Below are 25,571 nucleotides of genomic sequence, written 5' to 3'. Positions count from 1 at the left end.
TAGGGACGATCAGCTTTCGCCGTCGTCGCCCTCCTCATCCACCGGATAAATGAAGCCCTGGGCCTTGCCGCTCAGCACCGCCTTACCGATGGAAAGAGCTTTCTGAGCTGCCACAGCCGCCTTGCCCTTCCAGGTGGCATGGCGCTGATTGCGCTTGCCCTGGGAAGTTTTCTTCTTAGGAACAGCCATTCAGGCCCACTACATCAAACCAAGATCTTCCGTTGTCGCCTGGCCTTTCGTCAAATCGCTAAGCTCAGTGCAAAGAAAGAACCTAGTGAGCGACAGCATTCCTCCAATTGGGCAATCCATGCGGTTGAACGGACTATCGACTCGCAACCCCGCTCCCTCCTACAGCCAGTTGCTGAGGGATCTGCGGGCGGGCAAGGTCAAGGATCTGGAGTTGTCGTTGCGGCAGCGGGAGGTGCGGGTGCGCTTCGACGACGGACGCCAGGCCACGGTGCCGGTATTCAGTAACGACCAGCTGCTTTTGCGCACCGCCGAGCAGGCGAAGGTGCCCCTCAACGTGCGCGATGACCGGGCTGATGGCGCCACGGCTGGTCTGGTGGCTAACGGCTTGTTGGTGCTGTTGCTGTTGGCTGGACTTGCCCTCCTGATCCGTCGCTCGGCCCAGGTGGCCAACCGGGCCATGGGCTTCGGCAGCAGTAAGCCCCGCTTACAGGAGGAGGGCGGCGTGGCGGTGCGCTTTGAGGATGTGGCCGGTATCGGTGAGGCCAAGGAGGAGCTGCAGGAGGTGGTCACCTTCTTGAAGGAGCCGGATCGCTTCACCGCAGTTGGCGCCAAGATCCCCAAAGGGGTGCTGCTGGTTGGCCCACCAGGCACTGGCAAAACCCTTTTGGCCCGAGCCATTGCGGGCGAGGCGGGCGTGCCGTTTTTCTCGATGGCCGCCTCCGAATTCGTTGAGATGTTCGTGGGGGTTGGGGCCAGTCGGGTGCGAGACCTATTTCGCAAGGCCAAAGCCAAAGCGCCCTGCATCATTTTCATCGACGAAGTAGATGCGGTCGGTCGCCAGCGAGGTGCTGGTATCGGTGGCGGCAACGATGAGCGGGAGCAGACCCTCAACCAGCTGCTCACCGAGATGGATGGTTTTGCAGACAACTCCGGCGTAATTCTGCTGGCGGCCACAAACCGACCTGATGTGCTCGATAGCGCCTTGATGCGGCCCGGCCGCTTCGACCGCCGCATCACCATTGACTTGCCGGATCGCCGCGGCCGCGAGGCGATCCTTGCGGTGCATGCCCGCAGCCGCCCCCTGGCTGGAGCGGTGTCGCTTGCGGCCTGGGCTAGCCGCACCCCGGGCTTTTCTGGCGCCGATCTGGCCAACCTGCTCAACGAGGCAGCCATCCTCACGGCACGCCATCACCAGAGCGAGATCGACGACGACGCCCTAGCCGGTGCCCTCGAACGCATCACCATGGGCCTAACGGCGGCACCGCTGCAGGACAGTGCCAAAAAGCGTTTGATTGGCTACCACGAGGTGGGCCATGCCCTACTCACCACCTTGGTGCCGAAGGCCGATCCCCTCGACAAGGTGACCCTGCTGCCGCGCTCAGGTGGAGTTGGCGGCTTTGCCCGAATGATGCCGGACGAGGAGATCCTCGACTCCGGGTTGATTAGCAAGGCCTACCTGCAAGCCAGGCTTGTGGTTGCTTTGGGTGGCCGCGCAGCTGAGCTGGTTGTTTTTGGTCCCGCTGAGGTGACCCAAGGTGCCAGTGGTGATCTGGATATGGTCACTCGCATCTGCAGGGAGATGGTGACTCGCTATGGCTTCTCCAGTCTTGGCCCGGTGGCTTTGGAGGGGGATGGGGCTGAGGTTTTCCTCGGCCGCGACTGGTTGCGCTCCGAGCCTCCCTATTCGCGTGAAACCGGCAATCGCATCGATGCCCTAGTGCGCGAACTGGCTAGCTCAGCCCTCGATCAGGCCGTGGCCTTGCTGCAGCCTCGCCGCGCCCTGATGGATGAGCTGGTCGAAATGCTGATCAGAGATGAAACCATCGAAGGTGAGGCTTTTAGAGCGGTGGTGACAAGCCATGAGGCGGCCCATCCGCAGCCGCCTGGCTCAGCTGTTGCCCTGAAGGCCTCCGGAAAAGCGGATGTCGAGGCTGCGCAAGTAGGTGTGTAGGCCGGCATCTTGAATCGGCAGCAACCGGGAAATCCGCTCGCTGCTGTTGACATGGGCGTGCCAGTAGCCCGGCGGTGTAATGAAGGCCCCACCGGACTGCCAGTCGATGCGGCGGGGGTTGGCGATGGCGCCGCTGGCATCGAGCTCAGTGCCCACCAGGGTGTAACAGCCCGGGTCGCAATCGATGATTAGATCAAGGGCCACCGACTGGTGCCGGTGCGGTGGCTGGATGGCGCCTGCAGGAACCACTCCGAGCATGGCCCAAAGGGTGTGGGTCACGGTGCGGCTTTGGGGTAGATCGCTGTTAGCCAGCAGCAGGCTCAGCCGGTTGCTACGAGCGGCGCTGGGATCGGCGAGTAGCTGGTCTAGTTCGCGCTGCAGCAGGGCGGCGGGGTAGTGGGTTGGCTCGAAGCGGGCGGTGCTGGCCTCGACGCCGAGGTGGCTGAGCAGGGGGCCGTCGTGCACCCAGTAGAGAACGCTGGTGGCCTCTGCAGTTAGCAGGGGGGGCTCGCCAGCTGGCAATACAAATAGATCTCCAGCGCTCCAGCCAAGCTGCGGCGCGCCAGCACGCTCGAGGCTGCCCGATCCTTGCAACACATAAAAAAGCAAGCTGGTGGCGTTTGCCGCTGCCTTGAGGCCTTCACCAGCTTCGATCCGCAAAAAGTTGGCCGCTAGGCCGGGGCTGGTGGCTGGGGAGCTACAGCCGAGCTCGCTGCTGAGATCGAGAGGCAGCACCGCCGTGGGCCCTGACTGGTGCAGGGCTGGGTCCCATTGGCGCAGAGGTATCGGTTCGGTTAGCCCAGCTCGCACCGGATTGGCAGCCTGGCGGTAGTCGAACAGCTGGGCCTTGGCTTGCCACTGGGCGCAGCCGGTAGTGGGGATCGATTGGATCGGGGCCTGGGTCATTGCTCTGGCTCCTCGCGAGATCTGCACACTATTAGGACTTGGCTTGCGCCTAGAGGCTTCGGTCAGCCGCCGGCCACGGCGGGAACAATCGAAACCTCGTCACCGTCGCTGAGGCTGGTGCTTTGGTTGTCGAGGAAGCGGATGTCCTCACTGTTTACGTAGACGTTGAGGAAGCGGCGCAATTTGCCTGCCTCATCGCACAACCGACCCTTGATCCCCGGGTAGCGGCCCTCGAGGGCATCGATCAGGCCATCCACATTGGAGGCATCGAGATCAACGCTGGCCTCGTCGTTGGTGAACTTTTGCAAGGGGGTGGGGATGAGAACCTGAACTGCCATGGCCGGGATTGGAGGGGCGTGGGGAATGGGTGGGGTGATCAGCGTTGGTGGTAATCAGTGCTGCTGGGAGGCTTGCGCTTTTGCCCAGGCCGCTTTGAAGCTGTCGAGCTGGGCCTCAATCAGGTAGGGCTCGCCGATGGAGGAGGCGATCGCCTCAGTCGTCTTGAGACCGTTGCCGGTGATGTAGGCCACGGTGGTTTCGTCAGGATTGATCTTGCCCTGCTCCACCAGCTTCTTCAGCACGGCGATGGTGGTACCGCCTGCGGTTTCGGTGAAAACGCCCTCGGTCTCAGCCAGCAGCTTGATGCCCTCGATGATCTCGGGGTCGCTGACTGCCGCAATGCTGCCATTGGTTTTGTTGGCGATGTCGATGGCGTAGGGACCGTCTGCCGGGTTGCCGATGGCAATCGACTTGGCGATCGTGTTGGGCTTCACCGGAGTGATGAAGTCCCGACCTTCCGCGAAGGCCTGGGCGATCGGGGAGCAGCCCTCAGCTTGGGCGCCGCTGAAGCGGACGTGCTTTTCGTCTACCAGCCCCACCTTGATGAATTCGTCAAAACCCTTGCGAATCTTGGTGAACAGGGAGCCAGAGGCCAGGGGCGCCACGATGTGGTCTGGCAGTTGCCAGCCCAGTTGCTCGATCACCTCGTAGCCCAGGGTTTTTGAGCCCTCGGAGTAATAGGGGCGCAGGTTGATGTTGACGAAGCCCCAGCCGAAGGTGTTTGCCACCTCGGAGCAGAGGCGATTCACCTGGTCGTAGTTGCCATGCACCGCCATCAAGGTGGGGTTGTAGATCAAGGTGCCCAGCACCTTGCCCAATTCCAGATCGCTGGGGATGAACACGCAGCAGTCGAGGCCGGCGTGGGCGGCGATGGCGGCGGTGGAGTTGGCCAGGTTGCCGGTGGAGGCGCAGCTCACCGTGGTGAAGCCCAGCTCCCGGGCGCGGGTGAGGGCCACACTCACCACCCGGTCCTTAAACGAAAGCGTCGGCATGTTGACGCCGTCATTCTTGATGTAGAGGCTCTTGAGGCCGAGCCGCTTGGCCAGGTTGCCGGCCTTGAGCAACGGCGTAAAGCCCGTGCCTACATCGATGGGATCGCCTTCAATCGGCAGGAATTCGCGGTAGCGCCAGATGGAAGCGGGGCCCGCCTCAATCGTGGCCCGGCTCACCCGATTTTTGATCGCCTCGTAGTCGTAGACAACTTCGAGCGGTCCGAAGCAGACGTCTTCACAGACGTGGCGAGCGCTCGCTTCGTAGGGATGGCCGCATTCCTTGCAGCGCAATCCGGTGAAGGTGGAGCGGGAGAGGGTGGCAGTCACAGTCACGCCCAGCAGTGGCCTGAGATTAACAGCGCTGGCCGAGACGTCGATTTAATTCCGACTAAAGAGATCGGGTATTTATTTGAGGCTTGGGCTTGCTGATGGGCCAGGGCTTCCTAGCCTCAGCTTCTGCACCGACTTCTGATGCCAAGGCGCCCCTTGTCTGCCTCCCTGCGTGCGGCGGTCAGCGTGACCCTGGGCCTGGCTCTTCTATTGGGACTCGGCGTGCTGGGGGCCCGTCTCTGGCTGGAGTGGAGCTGGTTTGAGCAATTTGACAAAGGCCCGGTACTGCTGCGCCGCTGGCTGCTGCAGGTTGGCTTGATGGGCCTGGGCTTGGGGCTGGGCCTGGTGCTGCAGGGCTGGCTGAGCCGGTTTTGGCGCTCAGGCTCGGCAGACCCCGACGAGCGGCGCTTTGGCCTGGCCCCAGCTGGCTATGCCGCCGCCCTGGGGCTGCTCGCCCTGGCCCAGCTGGTGCCGCTGGCCCTGCTATTGCGCCTGGCCCAGCGCCTGGTGCTGACCCCCTTCGATCCCCGGCGGCTGCATGGTTTGACCCTGCTCAATGGCCTGCCGTTTTCCCTGCTTTTGCTGCTGGCCGGGCTGCTGGTAGCCCTGTTGGTCTGGCCGCGGCGGGCGCCCCGGCTGGTGGCGGCGCTGGCCTCTTTGGCCACGGCCACGGTGCTGGGCCGAGCTTGGGGGGTGTGGTCGCTGGCCTTGCTGGCTCCTGACAGTGGGGTGCGGGAGCCGATGCTCTGGGCCGATATCAGCTTCGGCATGGTGCGTTTCCCTGCCCTGGCCCTAGGGCTAACCCTGCTGCTTGCCCTTGGCACCTGCCACCTGGCGGCGGGGCTTTGGGGCCTGCTGGCCCGCCCCCCCCAGCTAAGCGATGGCCGTTTCCACGGTTTCACCCCAGCCCAGCTGCTGCAGCTGCGCTGGCCGCTGGGCTCGCTGGCCCTGCTGGTAGCTGGCAGTTTTTGGCTTGGCCGCCACCAACTGCTGCTCAGCACCGCCGGCAGCGTGCCCGGTGCCGGCTGGCTCGATGTCCATCTGGTGTTGCCCCTGCGCACCATGGCGGCATTGGTGGCCCTGCTCACGGCTGTCGCCCTGCTGCTGCCCCTGCCGCGCCGGGGCATTCGGGGACCTTTGCTTGGGGCTGTTTCCTTGGCCCTGCTGCTAGTGCCCTTGCTTGAGGTCGCTCTCACCCCGGTGCTGCAGCTGCTGCTGGTTAGGCCGCGGGAGTTGCAGCTGGAAACCACCTATCTGGCGCGCTCAATCCGGGCTACCCGGGCAGCCTTCCAACTTGATGGCATCAGCACTCGTTTCGTAAAGCCACGCCGGCGTCTCACCCGCGCTGATGTGCAGGCAAGCCAGGCCACCCTGCGCAACATTCGCCTTTGGGATAGTCAGCCCCTGCTCTCTACCAACCGCCAGCTGCAGCAGCTGCGGGTGTATTACCGCTTCTCTGCCGCTGCGGTGGACCGCTACAACCTGGCGCCAAACCAGGGATTGGGCCGCCAGCTGGTGATCATCACGGCGCGGGAGCTAGATCAGGCCTCCCTGCCTCCGGCAGCTCGCACCTGGCTTAACACCCATTTGGTGTTTACCCATGGCTACGGCTTCACGGTTTCGCCGGTGAACACCAGCAGTCCCGATGGCCTGCCCGATTACTTCATTAGCGACCTAGGTGCATCAACCAGGGTTCAGGGCAATGCCCAGCTGGGCATCACCACCGCCCAGGTGCGCGCCGGCATCCCCATCGGCAAGCCCAGCCTCTACTTCGGGGCACTGGTGTCGCCCTATGCCCTTGCTCCCACCAAGGTGCAGGAGTTTGACTACCCCCAGGGTGACGAAAATCTTTACACCCACTACGGCGGCTCAGCTGGTGTGCCGATCGGCTCTGCTTGGGGCCGGCTGGCCGCGGCCACATATCTGCGAGAGCCGAAGTTGCTTATGCAGGGGGCGATTACCCCCCAGACCCGACTGCTACTGCGCAGGGAAGTTCGCCAGCGCCTGAGCAGCATGGCCCCGTTTGTGCGCTTCGAAGGCGATCCCTATTTGGTGTCGGTGCAACTCGATAAGCCCGGTCCCTTCGCCCGCGATCAACACCAGTTTTGGATTGTGGAGGGCTTTACCACCAGCCGCAGCTATCCATACAGCGCTGCCGTGCCTGGCGACGCTGATATCCGCTATCTACGCAATTCGGTGAAGGCGGTAGTAGACGCTTACAACGGCACGGCCGTGCTCTATGTGGCCGAACCGGATGATCCAATCATCGTCGGTTGGCAGCGCTTGTTTCCGGATCTTTTTCAGCCGCTAGCGGCGATGCCTAAACCCCTGCAGGCCCATATTCGCTATCCCCAGCGCCAGTTCGAGCTGCAGACCTCCCAGCTACTGCGGTATCACGTCACCGATCCGCGCATTTTCTACAGCGGTGATGACGTGTGGCAGGTGCCCAAGGAGCTCTACGGGCGCAGCCAGATTCCGGTGAAGCCTTATCACATCAGCGCCCAGCTCACCCCAGAGTTGCCGCCTGAATTCCTGCTGCTGCAGCCGCTCACTCCCTTGGCCCGCCCCAACCTGGCCGCCTGGTTGGCGGCCCGCAGCGACGCCCCCAACTACGGCGAATTGGTGTTGCTGCGCTTCCCAACCCAAACGCCAATCTTCGGTCCGGAGCAGGTTCAGGCCCTGATTAACCAGAACCCGCGCATCAGCCAGCAGTTTGGTCTCTGGGATCGGGCCGGATCGGAGGTGATTCAGGGCAATCTCTTGGTGGTACCTGTGGGCGAGGCGCTGCTTTATGTGGAGCCCGTTTATCTCAAGGCCCGCAACGGTGGGCTGCCTACCCTCACTCGCGTGGTGGTAAGCGATGGCACCAGGGTGGCGATGGAAACCACCCTGGACCGGGCGATTGCCTCCCTGTTGGCGCCAGGCCCAGGCCCAGCCAATCGATCGGGCTTATGAAAAAGGCCCCTTAAGGGGCCATAAAAAAGGCCCCGTTAGGGGCCCGGTGATCTCCATGGCTGGAGCATTAGGAGGGTATGGCTAGATCAGGCTGCGACTGCTGCCTTGGGGTCAAGGGCGCCCTTGGCGTAGAGGCCGGCGTAGTAGTTGATGTCGCGCTGCTTGATCTTGCTGGCGTTGCCTGCACACCAGAACTGCTGATAGCGATCCAGGCACACCTGCTTCATGTACTGGCGGGCAGGCTTGTTGAAGTGGCGGGGATCGAAGTTGGCGGGATCCTTGAAGGCCGCTTCCCGAACAGCTGCGGTGAAGGCGAGGCGGTTATCGGTGTCGATATTCACCTTGCGCACGCCGTTGCGGATGCCCTCCTGGATCTCTTCGACGGGCACGCCGTAGGTCTCGGGGATGGCGCCGCCGAACTTGTTGATCATGTCCAGCCACTCCTGGGGCACGGAGGAGGAGCCGTGCATCACCAAGTGGGTGTTGGGGATCGCTTTGTGGATCTCAGCGATGCGGCTGATGGCCAGCACTTCACCGGTGGGCTTGCGGGTGAACTTGTACGCGCCGTGGCTGGTGCCGATGGCGATCGCCAGGGCGTCAACTTTGGTTTTGGCGACGAAATCGGCTGCTTCGGCGGGGTCGGTGAGCAGCTGGCTGTGGTCGAGCTTGCCCTCGAAGCCATGGCCGTCCTCGGCCTCACCCATGCCGGTTTCCAGGGAACCCAGGCAACCCAGCTCGCCTTCCACACTCACGCCGATGGCGTGGGCCACGTCCACCACCTCTTTGGTGACAGCCACGTTGTACTCGTAGCTGGCGGGGCTCTTGGCGTCTGCCATCAGCGAGCCGTCCATCATCACCGAGGTGAAACCGTTGGCGGCAGCACCAAAGCAGGTGGCAGGGCTGTTGCCGTGGTCCTGGTGCATCACCACCGGGATGTCGGGATAGGTTTCGACTGCGGCCAGGATCAGGTGGCGCAGGAAATTTTCACCGGCGTACTGGCGGGCACCGCGGGAGGCCTGCAGAATCACCGGAGAGTCGGTCTCACTGGCCGCCTCCATGATCGACTGCACCTGCTCCAGGTTGTTTACGTTGAAGGCAGGGATGCCATAGCCGTTCTCAGCGGCATGGTCGAGCAGCAGCCGAAGCGGAACGAGCGCCATGGGAAAACCTCTCGGGGTCGGGAGTTGAACTGGGGGCGACTCTAGGGGATGCCCCTTGGAGTGCCCTGGGCAGCTCCCAGGCGGGCCCAGTCGCAGCAGCGCTGACTCAGCACTGCCTCGCCCAAGCCAGGCAGCATCGGTCGGCCCTCGCGCACCGCCGCACTCCACCAGCTGTGGATGCGCTGCACCGGCGCAATCCGGCCATCGGCCCAGGTGCGAGCAAAGCTCCAGCGCTCATCAGCCTCCACCGGCCGCAATGGCTCTCCCGCCTGGGAGTGCCACAGCCCAAAGCCATGGACGTAGTCGGCCTGGTTGTCGGAGCCGAGCACGGCGGTGCCGTCACGGCCATACAGCTCCAGCCAGCAGCCCCGGCCCCTGCGGGTCACGGAGGCCAGGTTGAGCTGGGCCGGCACCTTCTGCCCCAGGGGTGTTTCCAGCTCCAGCTGCACCAAGGCGATGTCTTCGGCATCCACCCTGGCTAGGCGACCACTGCCATCGGCTAGGCGACCACTGCCATCGGCCAGGGGCCGCTGGGTAATTGCCGTGCTCAATTGGGCCCTAAGGGAGTGGCTTGGACCCACCAGCCAGTGCAGGGTGTCAAAGGCATGGGTGCCCAGTGCTCCCAGCACCCCGCCCCCTTCGGCTGCCTGGGAATACCAGCTCCAAGGGCGCGAGGCGTCAGCTCGGCTGCCCATCAGCCAGTCGTATTTCACCAGCACCAATTCACCGAGGACGCCGCTGGCCAGCAGGTCGGCGAGCTGCTGGAACAGGGGAACGGCCCGGTATTCAAAGTCGACCGCCACGGTTAGCCCCCGCTGCAGGGCCAACCGTTGCAGGCTCTCGATCTGCTCGGCGTTGAGGGCTACGGGCTTCTCCAGCAGCAGGTGCTTGCCCGCTTCCAGGGCGCGCCTGGCTAGATCAAAACGTGGCCCCGGCGGGGTGGCAATCACGATTGCCTCGACGGCCGGATTGGCCAGCAGCTCATCGAAGTCGCTGTGGCCAGGCAGTTCGGCGCTGCGGCAGGCGGCTTCCAGTCGCTCGGGGCGCGGGTGCCAGAGGGCCACCGGCTCGGTGCCGGGGCAGGCGCGCAATGCGGGTAGGTGCACGGCCTCGCCAAAGCCCAGGCCAGCAATGGCCACCTTCAGCGGAGGAGCGCTCATGAGAGGCCCTCGGCTGCGGTGGCACAAACTTCGCCGATCACGCTGCTGATCAGGTTGTCTCCCGATGCTGGTTGCCATTCAGCCCTGAACTGGGGTAGGCCGTTGATAGAGGTGTCGCGGAACAGCTCCTGGCCGCAGTCAATTTCCATCACGTAGAGATCGGATAGGGGCCTGGGTTGCTCCTCGCTGACAGGTTTTTGGAAGCGTGTCAGCACCGAAATATTGCCGCCTCGGCTGGTGCGCAGACTGCCGCCATCCCACCACTGGCGTCCCTCGCTGGTGCTGGCCACCTCATGCCAGTCGACCGGGCCAGCTAGGGCCCTTCCAGGCGTGGCGGCCAAGATCCCCAAGACCAGCAACAGCAGCAGCAGAGAGTGGGCTGCCCGGCGCAGGCCGCTCATGCCGGCACCGTTTCACGGCAGCCGTGCATGGTTAGCAGGCTGGCCAGGGTTGCCTTGAATTCAGTGCGATCCACGATCGCGTCCACGAAGCCGTGGTCGCGCAGGTATTCGGCGGTTTGGAAGCCCTCTGGCAGCTTTTCTCGCAGGGTCTGCTCGATCACCCGGCGGCCGGCGAAGCCGATCAGGGCCTTGGGCTCGGCGAGGATTAAGTCGCCCAACATGGCGAAGCTGGCGGTTACACCCCCTGTGGTGGGGTAGGTGAGCAGGGGTAGGTAAAGGAGCTCTGCCTGGCGGTGCCGCTCCAGGGCGCCGGAGATCTTGGCCATCTGCATCAAGCTCAGCATCCCCTCCTGCATGCGGGCACCACCGGAGGCGCAGACAATCAGCACCGGTATGCGCCGGGCGGTGGCTGTTTCGATCAGGCGGGTGAGCTTCTCGCCCACCACCGAACCCATCGAGCCGCCCATGAAGCGGAAATCCATCACTCCAAGGGCCAGGGGCAGGCCACTGGTGCTGCAGATACCGGTAGCCACGGCGTCGCGCAGGCCAGTGCTCTGCTGGCTGTCGCGGATGCGATCGGCGTAGCTACGCCGGTCCTTGAAGGCTAGGGGGTCGGTGGGTGAGAGGCCGGTATCCATGGGCTCGAAGCTGCCCGGGTCGGCGATCAGGGCGATGCGCTCAGGGCTGTCGATGCGGTTGTGGTGGCCACATCCCTTGCAAACGCTGGCGTTAGCCACCAGGTCTTTGCGATACACCACCAAACTGCATTCCGGGCACTTGCTCCAGAGACCGTCGCCCTCCTCCTGCTCCTGGGTGACCCGCACGGTTGGGGCATTTTTCTGGCGATCCGCAAACCAGTCGAACAGCGACATGCGGCGTTTACCAACAGCTCGACCTATTAAAGGCGCTTCACCACACCAGCCCCAGCACGGCCAGCCATAGGTCGTTGCCGAGTAGCCACACGGCGGCCCCACCAGCTGCAAGGAAGGGGCCAAAGGGAAAGGGCTGGTGCTTGCCCAGCAGGCCGCTGAGCCGGCCGATGCTGCCCAGCACCGCCCCGGCAAACACCGCCAGGATCACGGTGATGCCAAGCCCGGTGAGACCAAGCCAAGCCCCCAGCAGGGCAGCCAGTTTGGCGTCTCCCAGGCCGAGGGCCGGCCGGCCGATTGCCTTGTGGGCCAAGGCACTGACCGTTTCAAAGCCAACCAGGCCAACTCCGGCGGCCACCAGATGGTGAAACAGCAGCTCTCGGCCGATTGAGTCACCCTGCTGGAAGCCGATCACTGCGCTCACCGCCAGGCCAAGTAACAGGCCAACGCGGCACAGGGGTTCGGGCAACCAGAGGCGATCGATATCGATCAACACCAGCGGTAGCAGCCAGCTCAACAGCAGCCAGCCTGCGGCTACCAGCAGCCAGGGCTGGGGGTTAGGGCCCATGGCGCTCGGCTGGGCCAGCAGGGCCTCTACCCAGAGCCCGGCGCTAAGCAGCTCCACCAGGGGGTAGCGGCAGGAGATCGGAGCACCGCAGTGGCCACAGCGGCCACGCAGTAGCAACCAGCCCAGCAGGGGCACATTTTCAAACCAGCGCAGCCGGCTGCCGCAACGGGGGCAGTGGCTGGGCGGCAGCACAATCGATTCCTCCCGCGGCAGGCGCCAGGCCACCACATTGAGAAAGCTGCCCACGCAGGCTCCAAGTAGGGCCACCACAACTGGCACGGCTGGGGAGCTGGCAAGCAGCGGAGCAAGGGGGCTCAAACGGGCCTCAGGCGAGAGGGGGAGAGGATGGTTTGCGGGGTAGACGCAGCCTGGCTGCACCGCTCCCTGTCAGGCGGCCCCGGATCAAATTAATGGGCACAAATTGCTCATCGGGCAGCAGCACCGGCTGGTCGAAAACAATTCTGCCCTGCAATATTTGCTTGCCATTGAGCACCACGCCGGATGGTTCGTGGCCGGCGTTGCCGAGCTCCAAAGACTGAAACAAGATGCGGCGAGCTGCCTGAATCACCAGACTGCTGTTGATCTGGTCGAGACGCAATGAGTCTGCGGCCTTGGTTTTGGCAGCCCCCGGAATCAAAAACGACGGGGAAGGATTCTTCGTGGGTGTGGCGAAGGAGATCGGCCTCACCAAAACGAATGGCAACCCCAGAATAGGGGTTGCCATTGCAATCAGGACAGCTTCTTCTTCTCTTCGATCATGCGATGGATGATCGGCGTAAGGATCAGCTCCATGGCGAAGCCCATTTTGCCGCCGTTCACCACGATCGAGGTGGGGCTCGACATGAACGAGTCGTGGATCATGTCGAGTAGGTAGGTGAAGTCGATGCCCCACTTTTCGCGGGCCCCCTTGCGGAAGTGGATGATCACGAAGGATTCATCCGGCGTGGGGATCTCCCGGATCATGAAGGGGTTGGAGGTGTCCACCGTCGAAACCCGCTGGAAGTTGATATCCGTGAGGCTGAACTGGGGGCAGATGTGGTTGATGTAATCCGGCATGCGGCGCAGGATCGTGTCCACCGTGGCCTCAGCCGAATAGCCGCGCTCCTTGTTGTCACGAGCGATCTTCTGGATCCACTCCAGGTTGACTACCGGCACCACGCCTACTAGTAGATCAGCCAAGCAGGCTACGTCGTAACCCTCACCCTTGACTCCGCCGTGTAGACCTTCGTAGAAGAGCAGGTCGGTGCCGGTGGGGATGGCTTCCCAGGGAGTGAACTGGCCGGGATCCAGGTTGGTGCCGAGGCGGGCGTTGTGCTCGGCGGCCTCTTCAACGGAGTGCAGGTAGTAGCGCTTCTGGCCACTGCCGGTTTCGCCGTAGGCCTTGAACAGCTCTTCGAGCTTGTCAAACAGGTTTGCTTCGGGGCCGAAGTGGGAAAAGTTTTCACCATTGGCCAGGGCGGTAGCCATGGCTTCCTTCATCGGGCCGCGCTCGTAGCGGTGGTAGCTGTCGCCCTCCACCACTGCAGGTGTGATTCCCTCGCGCTTAAAAATGTGCTCGAAGGCGCGCTTGACAGTGCTGGTGCCTGCGCCGGAGGAACCGGTGACAGAAACAACCGGATGACGCTTCGACATGCGCAGGAATCAACGAAACTGATCGCGAGTTTGGCAGGTCGCCGGCGCCTTACCCCGCCAGGGCCCCCAGCAGCTGCTCTCCCATGGCGCGGCAGCCCAGCTGGGTGCAGCCCTCGCTCATCAGGTCACCGGTGCGATAGCCAGCGGCTAGGACCCGGTCGACGGCGGTTTCTAGGGCGGTGGCAGCGGCGTCTTGCTGCAGGCCGACCCGCAGCATCATGGCGGCGCTGAGCACCATCGCCATCGGGTTTGCCTTGTCCTGGCCAGCGATGTCAGGGGCGGAGCCATGGATCGGCTCAAACAGGCCTGGCCCGCTGGACCCCAGGGAAGCGGAGGGCAGCATGCCGATCGAGCCGCTCAACATGGCGGCTTCATCACTGAGGATGTCGCCGAAGAGGTTGCTGGTTAGCAGCACGTCGAATTGACGAGGATTGCGCACCAGCTGCATGGCGGCGTTATCAACGTACATATGGCTGAGTTCCACCGTCTGGTAGTCCGCCGCCATGGCGGTGACCTGGTCGCGCCAGAGCTGGCTCACGTCCAGCACGTTGGCCTTGTCAACGCTGCAAAGCCGGCCGCTCCGAGTCACGGCCAACTCGAACGCCACCTTGGCGATGCGGTCGATCTCGTCGTCGAAGTAAGCCATGGTGTTGAAGGCCCGCACCCGGCCTTCAGCTTCCACCCGCCCCTTAGGGGTGCCGAAGTAAACGCCGCCGGTGAGCTCACGCACTACCAGCAGGTCCACCGCTTCGATCACCTCCCGTTTGAGGGTGGAGGCGTCGATTAGGGCTGGGATGATCTTCACCGGCCGCAGGTTGGCGAACAGGCCCAGAGCTGATCTGAGCCCCAGCAGACCCGATTCAGGGCGCTGCTCCCGGGGCAAGCTGTCGTATTGGGGCGAGCCGATGGCGGCGAGCAGCACCGCATCGGCGGCCTTGCAGGCCTCGAGGGTGCTGTTGGGCAGGGGCTCGCCGGTGGCGTCAATGGCAACGCCGCCCATGGGCTGCTCGTCGTAGACGAGGCTGAACCCATGGCTGCTGCTGACCGCATCGAGCAGCTGGCGGGCTACAGCCATGATTTCCGGGCCGATGCCGTCGCCGGGAAGCAGGGTGATCCGGTAGCTCGACGTCATGGGCCTTGAAGTGCTGGGCGCGAGGCTAGGGCTTGGCCTGCTTCTCCAGCTGCCGCAGGGATTTAACGAGCTCTGGCAGCTTGTTGAATACGGCTGAGCTGCGCAGCCAGAGGCGGTTGGAGATAGCCGGATAGCCGCTCACCACCTCGCCGGCGGCCACCTCCCCATGCACCCCGGATTTGGAGCTGGCGATGGCTCGGTCGCCCATCACCGCCTTGTTTGCCAGACCCACCTGGCCCGCCAAAATCACGCCATTGCCAAGGCGGGCCCCGCCGGCGATGCCCACCTGGGCCGCCAGGGCGCAGCCCTTGCCGGTGCTGACGCCATGGCCGATATGAACCAGGTTGTCGATCTTGGTGCCGGCGCCGATGCGGGTTTCACCTACGGAGGGTCGGTCGATGGTGCTGCCGCAACCCACCTCAACCCCCTCCTCAAGAACTACCTGGCCGGTCTGGGGCATCTTGCGCCAGCCATGGGCGGTGGGCACGAAGCCAAAGCCCTCGCTGCCCACAACGGCATTGGAGTGCACGACGCAGCCCCGGCCCAGGCGGCTGCCGGGGTGCAGAACGGCACCGGCGTGCAGCTCGCAGTCGTCACCGATCTGCACGTCTTCGTAGAGCACCACCTGGGGGTGGAGTACGCAGCTGGCGCCGATCTGCACGTTGGCGCCGATCACGACTAGGGGGCCTAGGTGGGATCCCATGCCGACTACGGCGCTTGGATCGACCACGGCACTGGGGTGGATGCCAGCGGCGGGTTGGCGGCGGGGGTGGAGAGCAGCGAGGGCCTCGGCAAAAGCCAGGCGTGGATCAGCAAGGGCGATCCAGGCCAGGTCTCGCTCCAGGGCGAGCCGCTGCAGGGCTGCGGCCTCATCGCCGCGGGCTGGCAGCAGGATGGCTCCGGCGTTGCTGCCGGCCAGGGCGGCAGCTAGGCAGTTGCCTGGTTCCAGAAAAGTGAGCTGATCAGCCTGGGCCTTATCTAGGGCGGCTGCCCCATTTAGCTCGGGGTCGTTAGCGAGATGCCGCGGACTGGCATCCGTAACTTCGCTGAGCTGGCTGAGCAGTTCGCTGAAGCGCATGCCAGGGAATAGGAGCGGCGCGAATCGTAGGTCCGGCCTTAACGGCTGGTGAGCACCAGCTGGTCGCGGTGCACCACCTCAACGCCGGAGCTGCCCATCAGTTCTCGCAGCTCCGTGCTGCTAAGGCTGGCCAGACCTCGGCCCAGCTCGCGCCCATCACTGGCCAGCAGGCGCACCGCCTCGCGGCGCTCGAAATCGCCTACCACCGCTTGCACTCCCACGGCCAGCAGCGAGGCTCCCTGCTGGGTTAGGGCCCTCTCGGCGCCGGCGTCTAACTGCAGGCTGCCCTTGGGCAGGAGCGCGTGGGCCAGCCAGCCCTTGCGGTCGGGAAGGGGGGTGGGGCTGGGCTGGAACAGGGTGCCGACCCGCTCGCCGGCCAGCAGGGCATCGAGCACGGCGGGGTCACGGCCGTCAGCCAGGCGCACCCGGATGCCGCTGGAGGTGGCGATGCGGGCTGCAATGAGTTTGGTGGTCATGCCGCCAGTGCCCCACTGACCTCCGCCGGTAGCCACCGATTGCAGGCTGTCGAGCTCGGCCAGGCTGGCCACCTCCTCGATCGGCCGGGCCTCGGCGTCGCTGCGGGGGTCGCCTGAATAAAGACTGTCCACGTCGGTGAGCAGCACTAGTTCATCGGCGCCGATCGCCACCGCCACAAGGGCGGAGAGGGTGTCGTTGTCGCCGAAGCGCAGTTCGTCGGTGGCCAGGGTGTCGTTTTCGTTGACCACCGGCACGACTCCCCAGTCCAGAAGCTGCTCGAGGGTGCGGCAGGCGTTCTGGTAACGGCGGCGGGAGGCCAGATCGCCGCGGGTCAGCAGCACCTGGGCTACCGCCAGACCACGTACGGCGAAAGCGTCTTGGTAGAGGGCCATCAGCCGGCCCTGGCCCACGGCGGCGGCGGCCTGGAGAGCCACCACTTCGCTGGGGCGCTGCCCCAGGCCAAGGGCTTCGCAGCCCAGCCCCACGGCCCCACTGGTAACTAGGGCGATGGTCTCGCCCTGGCGCCGTTGGCGGCTGAGACTGGCAGCTAGATCGGCGATCACCGCTGCGGTGGGGCGCTCGGCGCTGCCCCGCAGCAGGCTTGTGCCCACCTTGATCACTCGGCGCATGGAGTGGGATGGGGTTGTCATCAGCCCAGGCTGGTGCCCACCCAGTTGGCCAGGCGCAGCTCCATTTTTTGGAGCCGATCCCGCTTGCAAGGCTGACCTAGGGGATCGATCGGTTTCACCAGCACGGTGAATAAGCCAAGCCGGTTGCCGGCGATCACATCCGTAAACAGGCGGTCACCGATCAGGGCGACCTCCTGGTGGGGCAGGTTGAGCTCCGCCAGCACCCGACGCAGGGCGCTGCGGCGTGGTTTGCCGGCGGAAATTGTGTAGGGCAGGTCGAGCTGGGCCGCCACCGCTCCGATCCGCTGGCGGGAGGGGTTGTTGCTGAATAGGTGGATCGGCACCTGCTGCCGCGCTTGCTGCAGCCAGCGCAGGGCGCTGGCGGGCAGCTCCGCCTGGCGGCGGGGGAGCAAGGTGCGATCGACATCGAGCACCAGGGCCCGGATCGGTTGGTCGAGCAGCTCCTGCAGGGGCAGCTCGGCCAGGGTGCACTCCCGCAGCCAGTTAGGGCGCAGCAGCTGGCGCAGCATCAGTCGTCGCCCTCGCGCTCTTCCAATTCAGCCTCGATTCGGGGTTGAACCCGTTCAAACTCCTCGCCTTCCACTAGCAAGGCGCCGTCGCCATTCATGCGGGCCACCACGAAGAACGGATCTAGGGGGATGTACAACCCATATTCCAGATCGTCTACGAGGAAGCTCACCAGCAATTCGTAGGTCTCGGAGTCGTCGTCGGCGTCATCGTCGTCATCGAGCTCATCGGGTTCGGGCTCGTCCAGTTCGCCGCTGACGGTGAGGGTGACGGCAGAGCGCACCAGGGTGAGGTCGTGCTCCTGCAGCACCACATCGGCAACCGACAGGATCGGCTCGGTGGCATCGATGGTGTCGATCAGTTCTGGGTCTTCGTCGCCGTCGAGGCGGAACAGACAGACAGGGGTGTCGACCGGGGTGAGCAGCACGTAGTCGTGGCCATCGAGTGGGATCAGCTGCTCGAGGAAGCAGAGCAGCTGGCGGCCGCGGCTGTCGTGCACCAGCACGGTGGGAACATCGGCGGGGATCTCCGAGCTGGACTGGGAGGGGGGTTCGGAACTCATGGGCTGGAATTGGATCTCTTCAGGATGCTGCAGCGTCGGCCGTCTGGCAGCGCTCGATGGTCGCCGGGAGCACCGGATCGGGGCCGTCCTGCAGCCATTGTTCGAGCAGCAGGGCCGCGGCGGCGCTGTCGAGGGCACCGCTGCGGTCGCCGTGAAGCCCGTGGCGCTCGCCGGCGGCCCAGGTGCTGGCGTGCTCATTTACCCAGGCCAGAGGAAGCTGCAGCCGGCGGGCAAGGCGCTCGCCGTAGCGCTGACAGTGCAGGGCTTGGGCGGTGGGCTGCCCAGCCGCATCGAGCGGCAGGCCCACCACCAGGGCCAGCACCCGCCGCTGCTGCACCAGGGAGTTCAGGTGCTCTACGTCGCTGGCGAAGGAGCCCCGGGCCAGGGCCCGCAGGGGGGTAACGGTTAGGCCGAGGGGGTCACAGCCCGCCAGGCCGATGCGCCGTCGCCCAACGTCGAGGGCCAGCGCTGAGCGGGGCTGCGGGGCGCTTCTTGATCGGGTCGCGCTCACAACGGCGGGGCCAGGGGGGTTGGGGTGGGCAGGGGGCGGCGGCGGGGTTGCCACTGCTCGAGCAAGGCATCGATGCGCTGGGCGGCCCGTGCCGGGGCCTGCAGCCCCTGACGCCGCCAGACGCTGCGTGCCATCAGCACTCGCTCGCCCCGCTCCTGAGCTCCCAGCTCAGCGAGCCAGCGCTGGCGAGCTTCGTCGCGCAGGTCACAGCGCAGCCAGAGGGGTTCGCCGGCGCCGAGGCCGGCTTGGGCCTGGTGCAGCAGCAACTCGGTGGCGGCGCCCACCAGGTGTTCCCAGCCGGGATGGACACTCAGCTCCACATCGTGACCGCCGCCTGGGTGCTCGCCGATCCAGCGCACGGCGGCCACTGCCTGCTCCCGGCTGGGATCCACCAGCATCCAGCCGCGGCCGTGGCTCTGGTCGAGCAGATCTTCGACGCGGCGATCGAGCAGCTGACGCAATTGGGCCGGGCAGGCGGCCTGCTCCAGGTGCCAAAGCAGGGTGGCGCTGCGGCGGTTGAGAGGTGTGAGCTGCAGCTCTGCCGGTGCGGGGCTGCTGGCCGAGATAGGGCTGCCGCCGGCAGGGGCGCCAGGCCAGCACCACAGCCGGTCGCTGCGCAAGGGCTGAAAGCCCTGCTCGCGCAGCATCGCCAAGCGGGTGTCATCGAGGCTGGAGGCCGCAGCAATCCAGCTGGCCGCTCCCCGGGCCCGCTGGATTGCTGCTCGCAGCAAGGTGCTGGCCAGTTCATGGCGGGCGGCGCTTGGGGCCAGGCGCAGGTGTTGCATCTGCCAGCAACTGCCGCTGCGGTTGAGCCGGCGGCAGACGATCAGGCCGAGCGGCTTCTGGCCACTGAGAGCTACCAGCACCTGGGGTGCGAGGGAGGGCCTAGCCAGAAGCGCCTGCATTAGCCGCTCGGGCAGGCCCAGCAGCACGGCCCGCTGCAGCACCGGTTGCAGGGGCAGAAAGGCGGGATCGGTGAGTAGGGGCAGGTGCCAGCCAGCCAAGCTTTCGAGCCGCCAGCTATCTGGCCCCGGAGGCTCGGGTGGTGCCGGAAGGGCAGAAGGCGGCTGCAGGATCCCGAGCATGGGGGCGTAACCAGTTAGCCGCGTAAGCCAACTGTATCGGCGCCAGAGACGGCTGCGGCTTAGCTGGGCTGGGGCTCAGCTGGGGCGCACCAGCACCAATGGGGTGCGCTCGTTGGCATTACCAGCCGGGTTGGGACGCAGGGCCCGCTCCAGCAGGGCTTCATCGCAGCCCGGGCTGGAGGCCAGCACCTTGACCCGGCCCAGATCGTTGACGTCTACCACCGCCACGGCCACGCCCAAGGAGCGGGCCATGGCGGCGCAGAAAGCGGCGGGCTGTTGGGGACCGAGCACAATCGTCTGGTCGTAGGGGGGCGTGGTGCCGGTGATGTCGTCGATCAGGCGGGCCTGGTCGCCGGCAAGGCGATAAAACCAGCCCTTGCTTCCTACAAGTTTCAGGGCCAGGCCAATCAGCCAGGCGCCCAGCACCTGGGCCGGACCGACCACATCGATCAAGGACTGCAGGCCGCAGGCGGTGGCCAGGGAGCTGGTGGGGTGGAAGCCACGACAGAGCAGCCGGGCCAGGGCGCCCGGTTGAACGGTGGCCGGGTGGTGATAGCGACCCTGCATCACCGCCAGGGGGGTTTCGCCGATGGTGAGCACATCGCCGGGCTGGATCAGCTCGCCGGCGTAGCGGCGCAGCACGGCTTCTGGGTCGTCGAGCACGCCGAGCAGGTGGGTGCCAACCGGCAGCACGCGGCAGCGATCACCGTCGCGCCAGTGGGCCGATTGGGGCGCTATGGGAGTGGGTTTCTGCAGCGGTACCAACACGCCATCGCGGCGATGGAGGCGGCCGAAGGGGCCGTAGTTGACCCAGAGAATTTCCAGCCAGAGGGTGTCGAGCAGCTGGTCTAGGGACTGGCCCGGGGGGCCGCTCAGGCTGATCTGGATGCGGGCGCTGGTGCTCTTGCGCCCCTTGACTATGTAGGCGGCCCAGTAGCCATCCGGGCGGGATTCCTCATCCGGATGCAGCGCCTCGATTCGACTCGACACCGTGACGCCTGCCAGGTCGCCCCGACCCAGCAAGGTGGGCCGCAGCTCGATCTCCGGCACCATCACCTCCATGCGGTGGTGGGGGTTGTGGATCGTCACCATGCCGGAGACGGTGAGGCCATCGCTGCCGGCTTCGACGCGGAAGTCTTCAGCGCGCAGCCGCAGCGGCGAGGCGGGGCGCAGGCGATGGCGAAGCTCCAGCACTACCAGGCTGAGGCCCAGCAGCAGGGCCAACACCAGCAAGAGCTTGAGCAGAACCAGTGCGGCAAGCGATGAGGCCATGGGCGAAGGCGCCAATTGCGACGAGGCACGAATCGACGGAGCGTAAATGGCCTAGTGGTCTTAATTTCTCGCCATCACGGAATCGGTGATCGGCATGCGTAAGACCTTCGTGCTCGACACCAACGTGCTGCTGCACGATCCGGCAGCCCTGACCCGCTTTGAAGACAACAACATCCTGATCCCGATCGAGGTGGTCGAGGAGATCGACCGCTTCAAACGGGATCCAGCTGAAAAGGGACGCAATGCCCGCCAGGTATCGCGGCTGCTGGACGCTCTGCGCGCCCATGGCAACCTGGCCGATGGGGTACCCAATGGCGAACAGGGCGGCACGCTCAAGGTGGTGTTTTGCCGGGCCGAAACCCTTAGCCAGCTGCCGCCCGAGCTCAAGGGCGGCAGCGGCGACAACAACATCCTGGCGGTGGCCCTAGAGGAGCAGCGCCTGCAGGCGGTGCTGGGTAGCCAGCCGCCGGTGGTGCTCGTTACCAAGGACACCAACCTGCGCATCAAAGCTGATGCGGTGGGCTTGATCGCCCAGGACTACACCAGTGACCGAGTTGCAATCAGAGACCTATATCCCGGCTTCTGTGAGGTGTGGGTGGATGCGGAGCAGATGGATCGGGTCAAGCTGCCGCCAGGTCTGGCGGTGGAGGGTCTGGTGCTGGAGGCGCCGCTGCAGGCCAACGAGGGCGTGACCCTGATCGATCGGGCCCAGCCGGCCCACACCCTGCTGGCTCGCTACAACGCCGCCACCGGCAGCCTGCAGCCGCTGCAGCGGGCGCCCAAGGCCAAGCTCGGCCGCATCCAGCCCCGCAACCGGGAGCAGACATTTGCCCTTGATCTGCTGCTGGACCCCAGCATCCAGCTGATCACCCTGGTGGGCAAGGCCGGCACCGGTAAAACCCTGCTCGCCCTGGCCGCTGGGCTGCACCAGGTGGCCGATGAGCGGCTCTACGAGCGTCTGCTGGTGACCCGCCCGGTGATTTCCCTCGGCAAGGAGATCGGCTTTCTTCCTGGGGATCTGGATGAAAAAATGGGTCCCTGGATGCAACCAATCATCGACAACCTCGACTTTCTGCTCGGCGGCACTGAGGAGGAGGGGCGGGGTGCTGCGCGGGCTGGTGGCAGTCACCGCGGGCCGCGCAGCAATTGGACCGACCTCAAGGGCATGGGCCTGCTCGAGGTGGAGGCGATCAGTTACATCCGCGGTCGTTCGATTCCGCGCCAATTCATGGTGGTGGACGAGGCCCAGAACCTCACCCCCCATGAGGTGAAGACGATCGTGACTCGGGTGGGCGAGGGCACCAAAATTGTGCTCACCGGGGATCCTTACCAGATCGACAATCCCTACGTGGATGCTGAAAGCAACGGCCTCACTTGGCTGGTGGAGCGCTTCAAGGGCCAGCGGCTCGCCGGCCACGTGACCCTGCTGCGGGGTGAGCGCAGTGAACTGGCCGAGCTGGCCGCCAATTTGCTGTAGGGCGGCCAGTCCCCTTCATTGGGGTTGGAAGACGACGTTCCAATCCTGCTTCATATCCACAACTAGCCAGCCCTGCTTGGGAGCCTCCTCTAGGGCTTCTACAAGCTTGCCGGTGCTGGTCGTCTTGGCATCGTAGGCATACTCGCGTTCAGCGTCGGTGTGATGGACGATCAGCCCTAAACTGGGGCGAGGATTGTTGATCGTGGTGTACTGCAACATGGCGTGATCGCCATCACTGTTGCCACAGCAAATTACAGGTCTGCGGCCGATAAACTGATGGATGCCAACTGGCTTGCCGGCCTTATCGTTTACGAACAAGTAATCAAGGGTTTTGGTGATTACTGGTTTGCCGTCCCGCAGTTCGAATACGGCCCGCGAAGTCGAGCCAACAACTTGCTCTGGTGGTATGCCGTAAACCTGTTCCACCCAGGCCCGCATAAAGTCGGCGCCGCCACCTGAAACAATGAAGTTCTTAAAGCCGTTGTCGCTTAGGTAGCGAAGGAGCTCCTGCATGGGTTGGTAGGTGAGCTCGCCATAGGCACTGCCATAGCGCGGATGGTTGGCCGATCTAAACCATGCCTGTACGGCATCTCGAAATTCTTCTACCGTCATGCCTGCATGGGTGATCGCCAGGATCTGCATCAGGCCATCGAAGTGTTCACCTTCCAGGAGTTTTGCAAGATCGCCGTCTAAGGCAGCTTGCACCATGGGGTTTGAGGTAAGACTCGGCTCGGTGAGGATGCGCAGCTTCAGCTCGTCGATGGCAAAAGCTGCCTGAAAAGGCAGCGGATTTTCCGGCCAGAGCGTGCCGTCATTGTCATGCACAGCAATGCGTTCGGCTGGGGGCAGGTATGCGGGTGAGTTTTTATTTGTGACTTTGGCGATGAATGCAAAAATAGCTTGTTTGATCTGCCCTTCATTCCAGGAGGGCAGCGGATCTGCTTGGCGAGAGAAGTCGTATAGCTTTGTTTGAGCGACACCGAAATCACCTATTTGGTAAAGGCTCACGGAGGCTGTTTGGAAGCTAAAGGCCTCAAATGGCTCTGCCACTAAAGCTTCAACAAAATCACTTGTGCCAATGCCCAGGGTCAGATGGGGCTGATAGTTCGGGCCGGTCCGCGCATCGCCGAAGTTGGTCACGTAGTCAATAGTTGTCTGGCTGATTGCATCGCCGTCAAGGCGAGGTGCAAAGGCATCACTTGTGCCGTATTTCACGGCAAATGGTGCGGTGGCGGCGATAATTTTTTGCTGAAGTTGATGCTGATAGGGAGTCGCCTCGATATGGAATCCCACCAATTTGAGATTATCACTGGCTAATTCAAAGTAGCCAGTGGCTTTGCCTTCAATATTGATCGGTGGCTCGCTACGCAGCAAGTTGCCAATGGCAGTTGCTACTTGGCCCAGATCTACAGTTTTTATAAATAACTGGAGAATGGTGATGTGAGGCGCGTGGTTGGCATCTAGGGGGAAGCTGGCTGGGTAGTTCTCTCGCAGCCGAGCATTTATCGCCTTTGCTTTCTCAACCGTGGCAGCATCTGGTTCCAGCAGGACGTTGATTGCAGTCAGGGTCATCGGCGTAGTGCTGGGGGTAATAGTCACAACTTATGGGTTGTCTGCGCCGGCGCAGGTTTTCGTAGGCCAAGGGTCAGGCCTGCTGGCGGTCCTAAGGCTGGAGGGCTGGGATGTCGTGAACGTCGCGCGATGGCCCCAGGAAGGCTCCTTGGCCCAGGGTGACCCCCATGGCAAGCAGTTCCTGGCGGGTTTCAAGGTCGCCAACAAACTCAGCCACCACCAGGGTGCCGAGTCCCTTGGCAAGTTTCACTACCGCCTCGATGATCAGGCGGTCGGCGGGGTCATCTGCCGTGCCAAGGCCGCGGACGTATTCGCCAGCGATTTTGAGCAGGTCTACGGGTAGGTGCTTCAGGTAGTAGAAGCTGCCGAAGGCGGCGCCGAAGTCGTCGAGCGCCAGCCGGCAGCCGAGTTTGGCCAGGCCCTGACCAAACTGGCGGGCCCGTTGCAAGTTGGCCATCGCTACAGCCTCCGTGAGCTCGAAGATCAGCAGCTCAGGGGGAAAGCTGGTGGCTGCCAAATGGGACTGCAGAAATTGCAGGAAACGATCCCCCTGCAGCGAGGCGCTACTGATGTTTATACCCAGGGCGAGGGGCGGCTGAGTCTTCGTCTGCTCAAGCAGGGTGATGGCCTGACCGGTAACCCATTCATCAATGTCGATGGCCATGCCGAAGCGCTCGGCTGTGTAGAGAAACACCGCCGCCGGAATCAAAATCCCACCTGGGGCCCGCAATCGGATTGCCAGCTCGTAGAAGGCAATCGCATCGGTTTTCAACTCGATCACCGGCTTGGCGTGAAGCACAAAACCGTCATGATCAAGGGCTTCTCGGATCCGCTCTGACCACATCAAACGAGCAGTCACCTTTTCGTGCAGGCCGCTGTCGGTGTGAAACACCCTGACGCAGCCCCGGCCGGATTCCTTGGCCTGATAGAGCGCCAGGTCGGCGTTGATCAGCACGTCGTCGGCGCACTGGCCGTCATCGCTACTGAAGCCGGCCACGCCGCAACTGGCGGCCACGGTGATGCCTTGGCCGGCTCCTTCCACTACCACCGAAGCGATGGCGCGCAGCAGCTTTTCAGCGTGGCTTTCGGCCTCGGCCAGGTTTGATTCAGGCAGTAACACGGCGAATTCATCGCCTCCCAGGCGGGCAACCTCATCGGTTTCCCGCGAATTGCCGCTCAGGGCTGTGGCCACCGCAATGATCAGGGCATCTCCGGCGGCATGGCCGTACTGGTCGTTGACCTCCTTGAAGTTGTCGAGGTCGAGCATCAACACAGCCCCCCCCACTGCCGTGGCGGCGGCCGTAGGCGAGCTGGCGGTCAACGTCGATGCGAAAGCGCCGCTGGTTGTAGAGGGAGGTGAGCGGGTCGTGGTCGGCGAAGTATTCCAGCTGGCCGACGAAATGTTTGCGCTCGGAAATGTCGTGCACTTGAAGCACCAAGGTCCCCTGGCGGCTGCCACCGATGTCGTGGCCCTGAGCCACCGTTACTAGCCCCCAGGTGCGATGGCCATCGGCGTGCTCAAAGCGTTTCTCAAAGCTGCAGCTCTCCACCGCGCCACTGCGGAGCCTGGCGATCAGGTCTTCACCGAGGGCGACGTCGTCGCGGTGCACCAGCTCTGCAAATGCCAGCCCCCTCAGCTCCTCCATGGAGCGGCCGGTAAAAAAGGCCATGGCCCCATTGGCCGACTGGATCAAGCCCAGGCCACCCCGCTCGGCGCTGGGAAGAACAAAGGCCATCGGGATGCCGGCGTCAGCAAAGGCGCTGTCGCTCAAAAGTTGGGGCATGGCCTTATCTCT

Annotated in this window: 25 protein-coding genes; 3 read left to right on the top strand and 22 right to left on the bottom strand. The window is 64.1% G+C overall.

The window, feature by feature from the left end; genetic code table 11:
• Positions 1-9: 9 nt before the first annotated feature.
• Positions 10-189: a 50S ribosomal protein L32 gene (locus tag KBY73_RS07035; protein ID WP_106501574.1), complete on the bottom strand. Its 180-nt coding sequence runs from the start codon at positions 187-189 to the stop codon at positions 10-12.
• 118 nt (positions 190-307) lie between these two features.
• Between KBY73_RS07035 and ftsH the strand changes: the two genes are divergently transcribed.
• Entirely contained in the window at positions 308-2,140 is a 1,833-nt protein-coding gene (ftsH, locus tag KBY73_RS07030) for an ATP-dependent zinc metalloprotease FtsH (RefSeq protein WP_254936377.1), read from the top strand.
• Here the strand turns inward: ftsH and KBY73_RS07025 are convergent.
• From KBY73_RS07025 to thrC, 3 genes are all read right to left on the bottom strand, one after another.
• On the bottom strand, positions 2,078-3,046 hold the full coding sequence (locus KBY73_RS07025; protein ID WP_254936376.1) for a cupin: 969 nt from the start codon (positions 3,044-3,046) through the stop codon (positions 2,078-2,080). The two genes, ftsH and KBY73_RS07025, sit on opposite strands and share 63 nt — an antisense overlap.
• A gap of 62 nt (positions 3,047-3,108) precedes the next feature.
• Entirely contained in the window at positions 3,109-3,384 is a 276-nt protein-coding gene (locus KBY73_RS07020; protein ID WP_396096750.1) for a MoaD/ThiS family protein, read from the bottom strand.
• Between the two features lie 54 nt (positions 3,385-3,438).
• Positions 3,439-4,704, bottom strand: coding sequence for a threonine synthase (thrC, locus tag KBY73_RS07015; protein ID WP_254936650.1), 1,266 nt, complete (start codon positions 4,702-4,704; stop codon positions 3,439-3,441).
• Positions 4,705-4,848: 144 nt separating this feature from the next.
• Between thrC and KBY73_RS07010 the strand changes: the two genes are divergently transcribed.
• Positions 4,849-7,662 (top strand): UPF0182 family protein, encoded by a 2,814-nt coding sequence (locus KBY73_RS07010; RefSeq protein ID WP_396096748.1) that lies wholly within the window; start codon positions 4,849-4,851, stop codon positions 7,660-7,662.
• A gap of 86 nt (positions 7,663-7,748) precedes the next feature.
• Here the strand turns inward: KBY73_RS07010 and fba are convergent, their stop codons facing one another.
• The 15 genes from fba to KBY73_RS06935 all read right to left on the bottom strand — a co-directional run bounded on the left by fba (position 7,749) and on the right by KBY73_RS06935 (position 20,726).
• Positions 7,749-8,822, bottom strand: a complete 1,074-nt coding sequence (gene fba / locus KBY73_RS07005; RefSeq protein ID WP_106501579.1) for a class II fructose-bisphosphate aldolase — start codon at positions 8,820-8,822, stop codon at positions 7,749-7,751.
• Positions 8,823-8,863: 41 nt separating this feature from the next.
• Positions 8,864-9,982 carry a Gfo/Idh/MocA family protein gene (locus KBY73_RS07000; RefSeq protein WP_254936374.1) on the bottom strand — a complete coding sequence of 373 codons (1,119 nt, stop codon included), beginning with the start codon at positions 9,980-9,982 and terminating at the stop codon, positions 8,864-8,866.
• The gene (locus KBY73_RS06995) at positions 9,979-10,383 is read right to left on the bottom strand and encodes a hypothetical protein (RefSeq protein WP_254936373.1); all 405 of its coding nucleotides are present in this window, start codon (positions 10,381-10,383) and stop codon (positions 9,979-9,981) included. The genes KBY73_RS07000 and KBY73_RS06995 overlap by 4 nt, the downstream gene beginning before the upstream one ends.
• Positions 10,380-11,255 (bottom strand): acetyl-CoA carboxylase, carboxyltransferase subunit beta, encoded by an 876-nt coding sequence (gene accD, locus KBY73_RS06990; RefSeq protein WP_254936649.1) that lies wholly within the window; start codon positions 11,253-11,255, stop codon positions 10,380-10,382. The genes KBY73_RS06995 and accD overlap by 4 nt, the downstream gene beginning before the upstream one ends.
• Positions 11,256-11,292: 37 nt before the next feature.
• Positions 11,293-12,099 (bottom strand): A24 family peptidase, encoded by an 807-nt coding sequence (locus KBY73_RS06985; RefSeq protein WP_254936372.1) that lies wholly within the window; start codon positions 12,097-12,099, stop codon positions 11,293-11,295.
• Between the two features lie 46 nt (positions 12,100-12,145).
• Positions 12,146-12,544: a hypothetical protein gene (locus KBY73_RS06980; RefSeq protein ID WP_254936371.1), complete on the bottom strand. Its 399-nt coding sequence runs from the start codon at positions 12,542-12,544 to the stop codon at positions 12,146-12,148.
• 5 nt (positions 12,545-12,549) lie between these two features.
• Entirely contained in the window at positions 12,550-13,452 is a 903-nt protein-coding gene (locus tag KBY73_RS06975; RefSeq protein WP_254936370.1) for a phosphoribulokinase, read from the bottom strand.
• A gap of 49 nt (positions 13,453-13,501) precedes the next feature.
• Positions 13,502-14,584 (bottom strand): 3-isopropylmalate dehydrogenase, encoded by a 1,083-nt coding sequence (gene leuB / locus KBY73_RS06970; RefSeq protein WP_254936369.1) that lies wholly within the window; start codon positions 14,582-14,584, stop codon positions 13,502-13,504.
• 25 nt (positions 14,585-14,609) lie between these two features.
• Positions 14,610-15,662, bottom strand: a complete 1,053-nt coding sequence (lpxD, locus tag KBY73_RS06965; protein WP_254936368.1) for a UDP-3-O-(3-hydroxymyristoyl)glucosamine N-acyltransferase — start codon at positions 15,660-15,662, stop codon at positions 14,610-14,612.
• 38 nt (positions 15,663-15,700) lie between these two features.
• On the bottom strand, positions 15,701-16,789 hold the full coding sequence (proB, locus tag KBY73_RS06960) for a glutamate 5-kinase (protein ID WP_254936367.1): 1,089 nt from the start codon (positions 16,787-16,789) through the stop codon (positions 15,701-15,703).
• The gene (locus tag KBY73_RS06955; protein ID WP_254936366.1) at positions 16,789-17,298 is read right to left on the bottom strand and encodes a YqeG family HAD IIIA-type phosphatase; all 510 of its coding nucleotides are present in this window, start codon (positions 17,296-17,298) and stop codon (positions 16,789-16,791) included. Before KBY73_RS06955 ends, proB begins: the two co-directional genes overlap by 1 nt.
• A complete protein-coding gene (locus tag KBY73_RS06950) occupies positions 17,298-17,858 on the bottom strand; it encodes a DUF3727 domain-containing protein (RefSeq protein ID WP_254936365.1) in 561 nt (186 codons plus the stop codon). The genes KBY73_RS06955 and KBY73_RS06950 overlap by 1 nt, the downstream gene beginning before the upstream one ends.
• A 19-nt stretch (positions 17,859-17,877) precedes the next feature.
• On the bottom strand, positions 17,878-18,369 hold the full coding sequence (ruvX, locus tag KBY73_RS06945; RefSeq protein WP_254936364.1) for a Holliday junction resolvase RuvX: 492 nt from the start codon (positions 18,367-18,369) through the stop codon (positions 17,878-17,880).
• Positions 18,366-19,454, bottom strand: a complete 1,089-nt coding sequence (locus KBY73_RS06940; protein ID WP_254936363.1) for a GNAT family N-acetyltransferase — start codon at positions 19,452-19,454, stop codon at positions 18,366-18,368. The genes ruvX and KBY73_RS06940 overlap by 4 nt, the downstream gene beginning before the upstream one ends.
• Before the next feature lie 75 nt (positions 19,455-19,529).
• Positions 19,530-20,726 carry a F420-0:Gamma-glutamyl ligase gene (locus KBY73_RS06935; protein WP_254936362.1) on the bottom strand — a complete coding sequence of 399 codons (1,197 nt, stop codon included), beginning with the start codon at positions 20,724-20,726 and terminating at the stop codon, positions 19,530-19,532.
• A gap of 94 nt (positions 20,727-20,820) precedes the next feature.
• Here KBY73_RS06935 and KBY73_RS06930 point away from each other — a divergent pair, with 94 nt between their 5' ends.
• Positions 20,821-22,203, top strand: coding sequence for a PhoH family protein (locus KBY73_RS06930; protein WP_254936361.1), 1,383 nt, complete (start codon positions 20,821-20,823; stop codon positions 22,201-22,203).
• 15 nt (positions 22,204-22,218) lie between these two features.
• Here KBY73_RS06930 and KBY73_RS06925 read toward each other — a convergent pair whose 3' ends face one another.
• The 3 genes from KBY73_RS06925 to KBY73_RS06915 all read right to left on the bottom strand — a co-directional run bounded on the left by KBY73_RS06925 (position 22,219) and on the right by KBY73_RS06915 (position 25,559).
• Positions 22,219-23,775, bottom strand: a complete 1,557-nt coding sequence (locus tag KBY73_RS06925) for a haloacid dehalogenase-like hydrolase (RefSeq protein WP_254936360.1) — start codon at positions 23,773-23,775, stop codon at positions 22,219-22,221.
• Between the two features lie 91 nt (positions 23,776-23,866).
• Positions 23,867-25,042 (bottom strand): bifunctional diguanylate cyclase/phosphodiesterase, encoded by a 1,176-nt coding sequence (locus KBY73_RS06920; protein WP_254936359.1) that lies wholly within the window; start codon positions 25,040-25,042, stop codon positions 23,867-23,869.
• Positions 24,927-25,559: a PAS domain S-box protein gene (locus tag KBY73_RS06915; RefSeq protein ID WP_254936358.1), complete on the bottom strand. Its 633-nt coding sequence runs from the start codon at positions 25,557-25,559 to the stop codon at positions 24,927-24,929. Before KBY73_RS06915 ends, KBY73_RS06920 begins: the two co-directional genes overlap by 116 nt.
• Between the last annotated feature and the right edge of the window lie 12 nt (positions 25,560-25,571).

This window comes from Cyanobium sp. Tous-M-B4, from assembly GCF_024345395.1.
Taxonomy (GTDB): domain Bacteria; phylum Cyanobacteriota; class Cyanobacteriia; order PCC-6307; family Cyanobiaceae; genus Cyanobium_A.
The sequence above is the reverse complement of the archived record's forward strand: the minus strand, read 5'-3'. Positions and strand labels throughout refer to the sequence as shown.

Bases quoted from the DNA above. Each gene is read 5' to 3' on its own strand.
- KBY73_RS07035 (WP_106501574.1), bottom strand. From the start codon at position 189: ATGGCTGTTCCTAAGAAGAAAACTTCCCAGGGCAAGCGCAATCAGCGC.
- ftsH (WP_254936377.1), top strand. From the start codon at position 308: ATGCGGTTGAACGGACTATCGACTCGCAACCCCGCTCCCTCCTACAGC.
- KBY73_RS07025 (WP_254936376.1), bottom strand. From the start codon at position 3,046: ATGACCCAGGCCCCGATCCAATCGATCCCCACTACCGGCTGCGCCCAG.
- KBY73_RS07020 (WP_396096750.1), bottom strand. From the start codon at position 3,384: ATGGCAGTTCAGGTTCTCATCCCCACCCCCTTGCAAAAGTTCACCAAC.
- KBY73_RS07010 (WP_396096748.1), top strand. From the start codon at position 4,849: ATGCCAAGGCGCCCCTTGTCTGCCTCCCTGCGTGCGGCGGTCAGCGTG.
- fba (WP_106501579.1), bottom strand. From the start codon at position 8,822: ATGGCGCTCGTTCCGCTTCGGCTGCTGCTCGACCATGCCGCTGAGAAC.
- KBY73_RS07000 (WP_254936374.1), bottom strand. From the start codon at position 9,982: ATGAGCGCTCCTCCGCTGAAGGTGGCCATTGCTGGCCTGGGCTTTGGC.
- KBY73_RS06995 (WP_254936373.1), bottom strand. From the start codon at position 10,383: ATGAGCGGCCTGCGCCGGGCAGCCCACTCTCTGCTGCTGCTGTTGCTG.
- accD (WP_254936649.1), bottom strand. From the start codon at position 11,255: ATGTCGCTGTTCGACTGGTTTGCGGATCGCCAGAAAAATGCCCCAACC.
- KBY73_RS06980 (WP_254936371.1), bottom strand. From the start codon at position 12,544: ATGGCAACCCCTATTCTGGGGTTGCCATTCGTTTTGGTGAGGCCGATC.
- KBY73_RS06975 (WP_254936370.1), bottom strand. From the start codon at position 13,452: ATGTCGAAGCGTCATCCGGTTGTTTCTGTCACCGGTTCCTCCGGCGCA.
- leuB (WP_254936369.1), bottom strand. From the start codon at position 14,584: ATGACGTCGAGCTACCGGATCACCCTGCTTCCCGGCGACGGCATCGGC.
- lpxD (WP_254936368.1), bottom strand. From the start codon at position 15,662: ATGCGCTTCAGCGAACTGCTCAGCCAGCTCAGCGAAGTTACGGATGCC.
- proB (WP_254936367.1), bottom strand. From the start codon at position 16,789: ATGACAACCCCATCCCACTCCATGCGCCGAGTGATCAAGGTGGGCACA.
- KBY73_RS06955 (WP_254936366.1), bottom strand. From the start codon at position 17,298: ATGCTGCGCCAGCTGCTGCGCCCTAACTGGCTGCGGGAGTGCACCCTG.
- KBY73_RS06950 (WP_254936365.1), bottom strand. From the start codon at position 17,858: ATGAGTTCCGAACCCCCCTCCCAGTCCAGCTCGGAGATCCCCGCCGAT.
- KBY73_RS06940 (WP_254936363.1), bottom strand. From the start codon at position 19,454: ATGCTCGGGATCCTGCAGCCGCCTTCTGCCCTTCCGGCACCACCCGAG.
- KBY73_RS06935 (WP_254936362.1), bottom strand. From the start codon at position 20,726: ATGGCCTCATCGCTTGCCGCACTGGTTCTGCTCAAGCTCTTGCTGGTG.
- KBY73_RS06930 (WP_254936361.1), top strand. From the start codon at position 20,821: ATGCGTAAGACCTTCGTGCTCGACACCAACGTGCTGCTGCACGATCCG.
- KBY73_RS06925 (WP_254936360.1), bottom strand. From the start codon at position 23,775: ATGACCCTGACTGCAATCAACGTCCTGCTGGAACCAGATGCTGCCACG.
- KBY73_RS06920 (WP_254936359.1), bottom strand. From the start codon at position 25,042: ATGCTCGACCTCGACAACTTCAAGGAGGTCAACGACCAGTACGGCCAT.
- KBY73_RS06915 (WP_254936358.1), bottom strand. From the start codon at position 25,559: ATGCCCCAACTTTTGAGCGACAGCGCCTTTGCTGACGCCGGCATCCCG.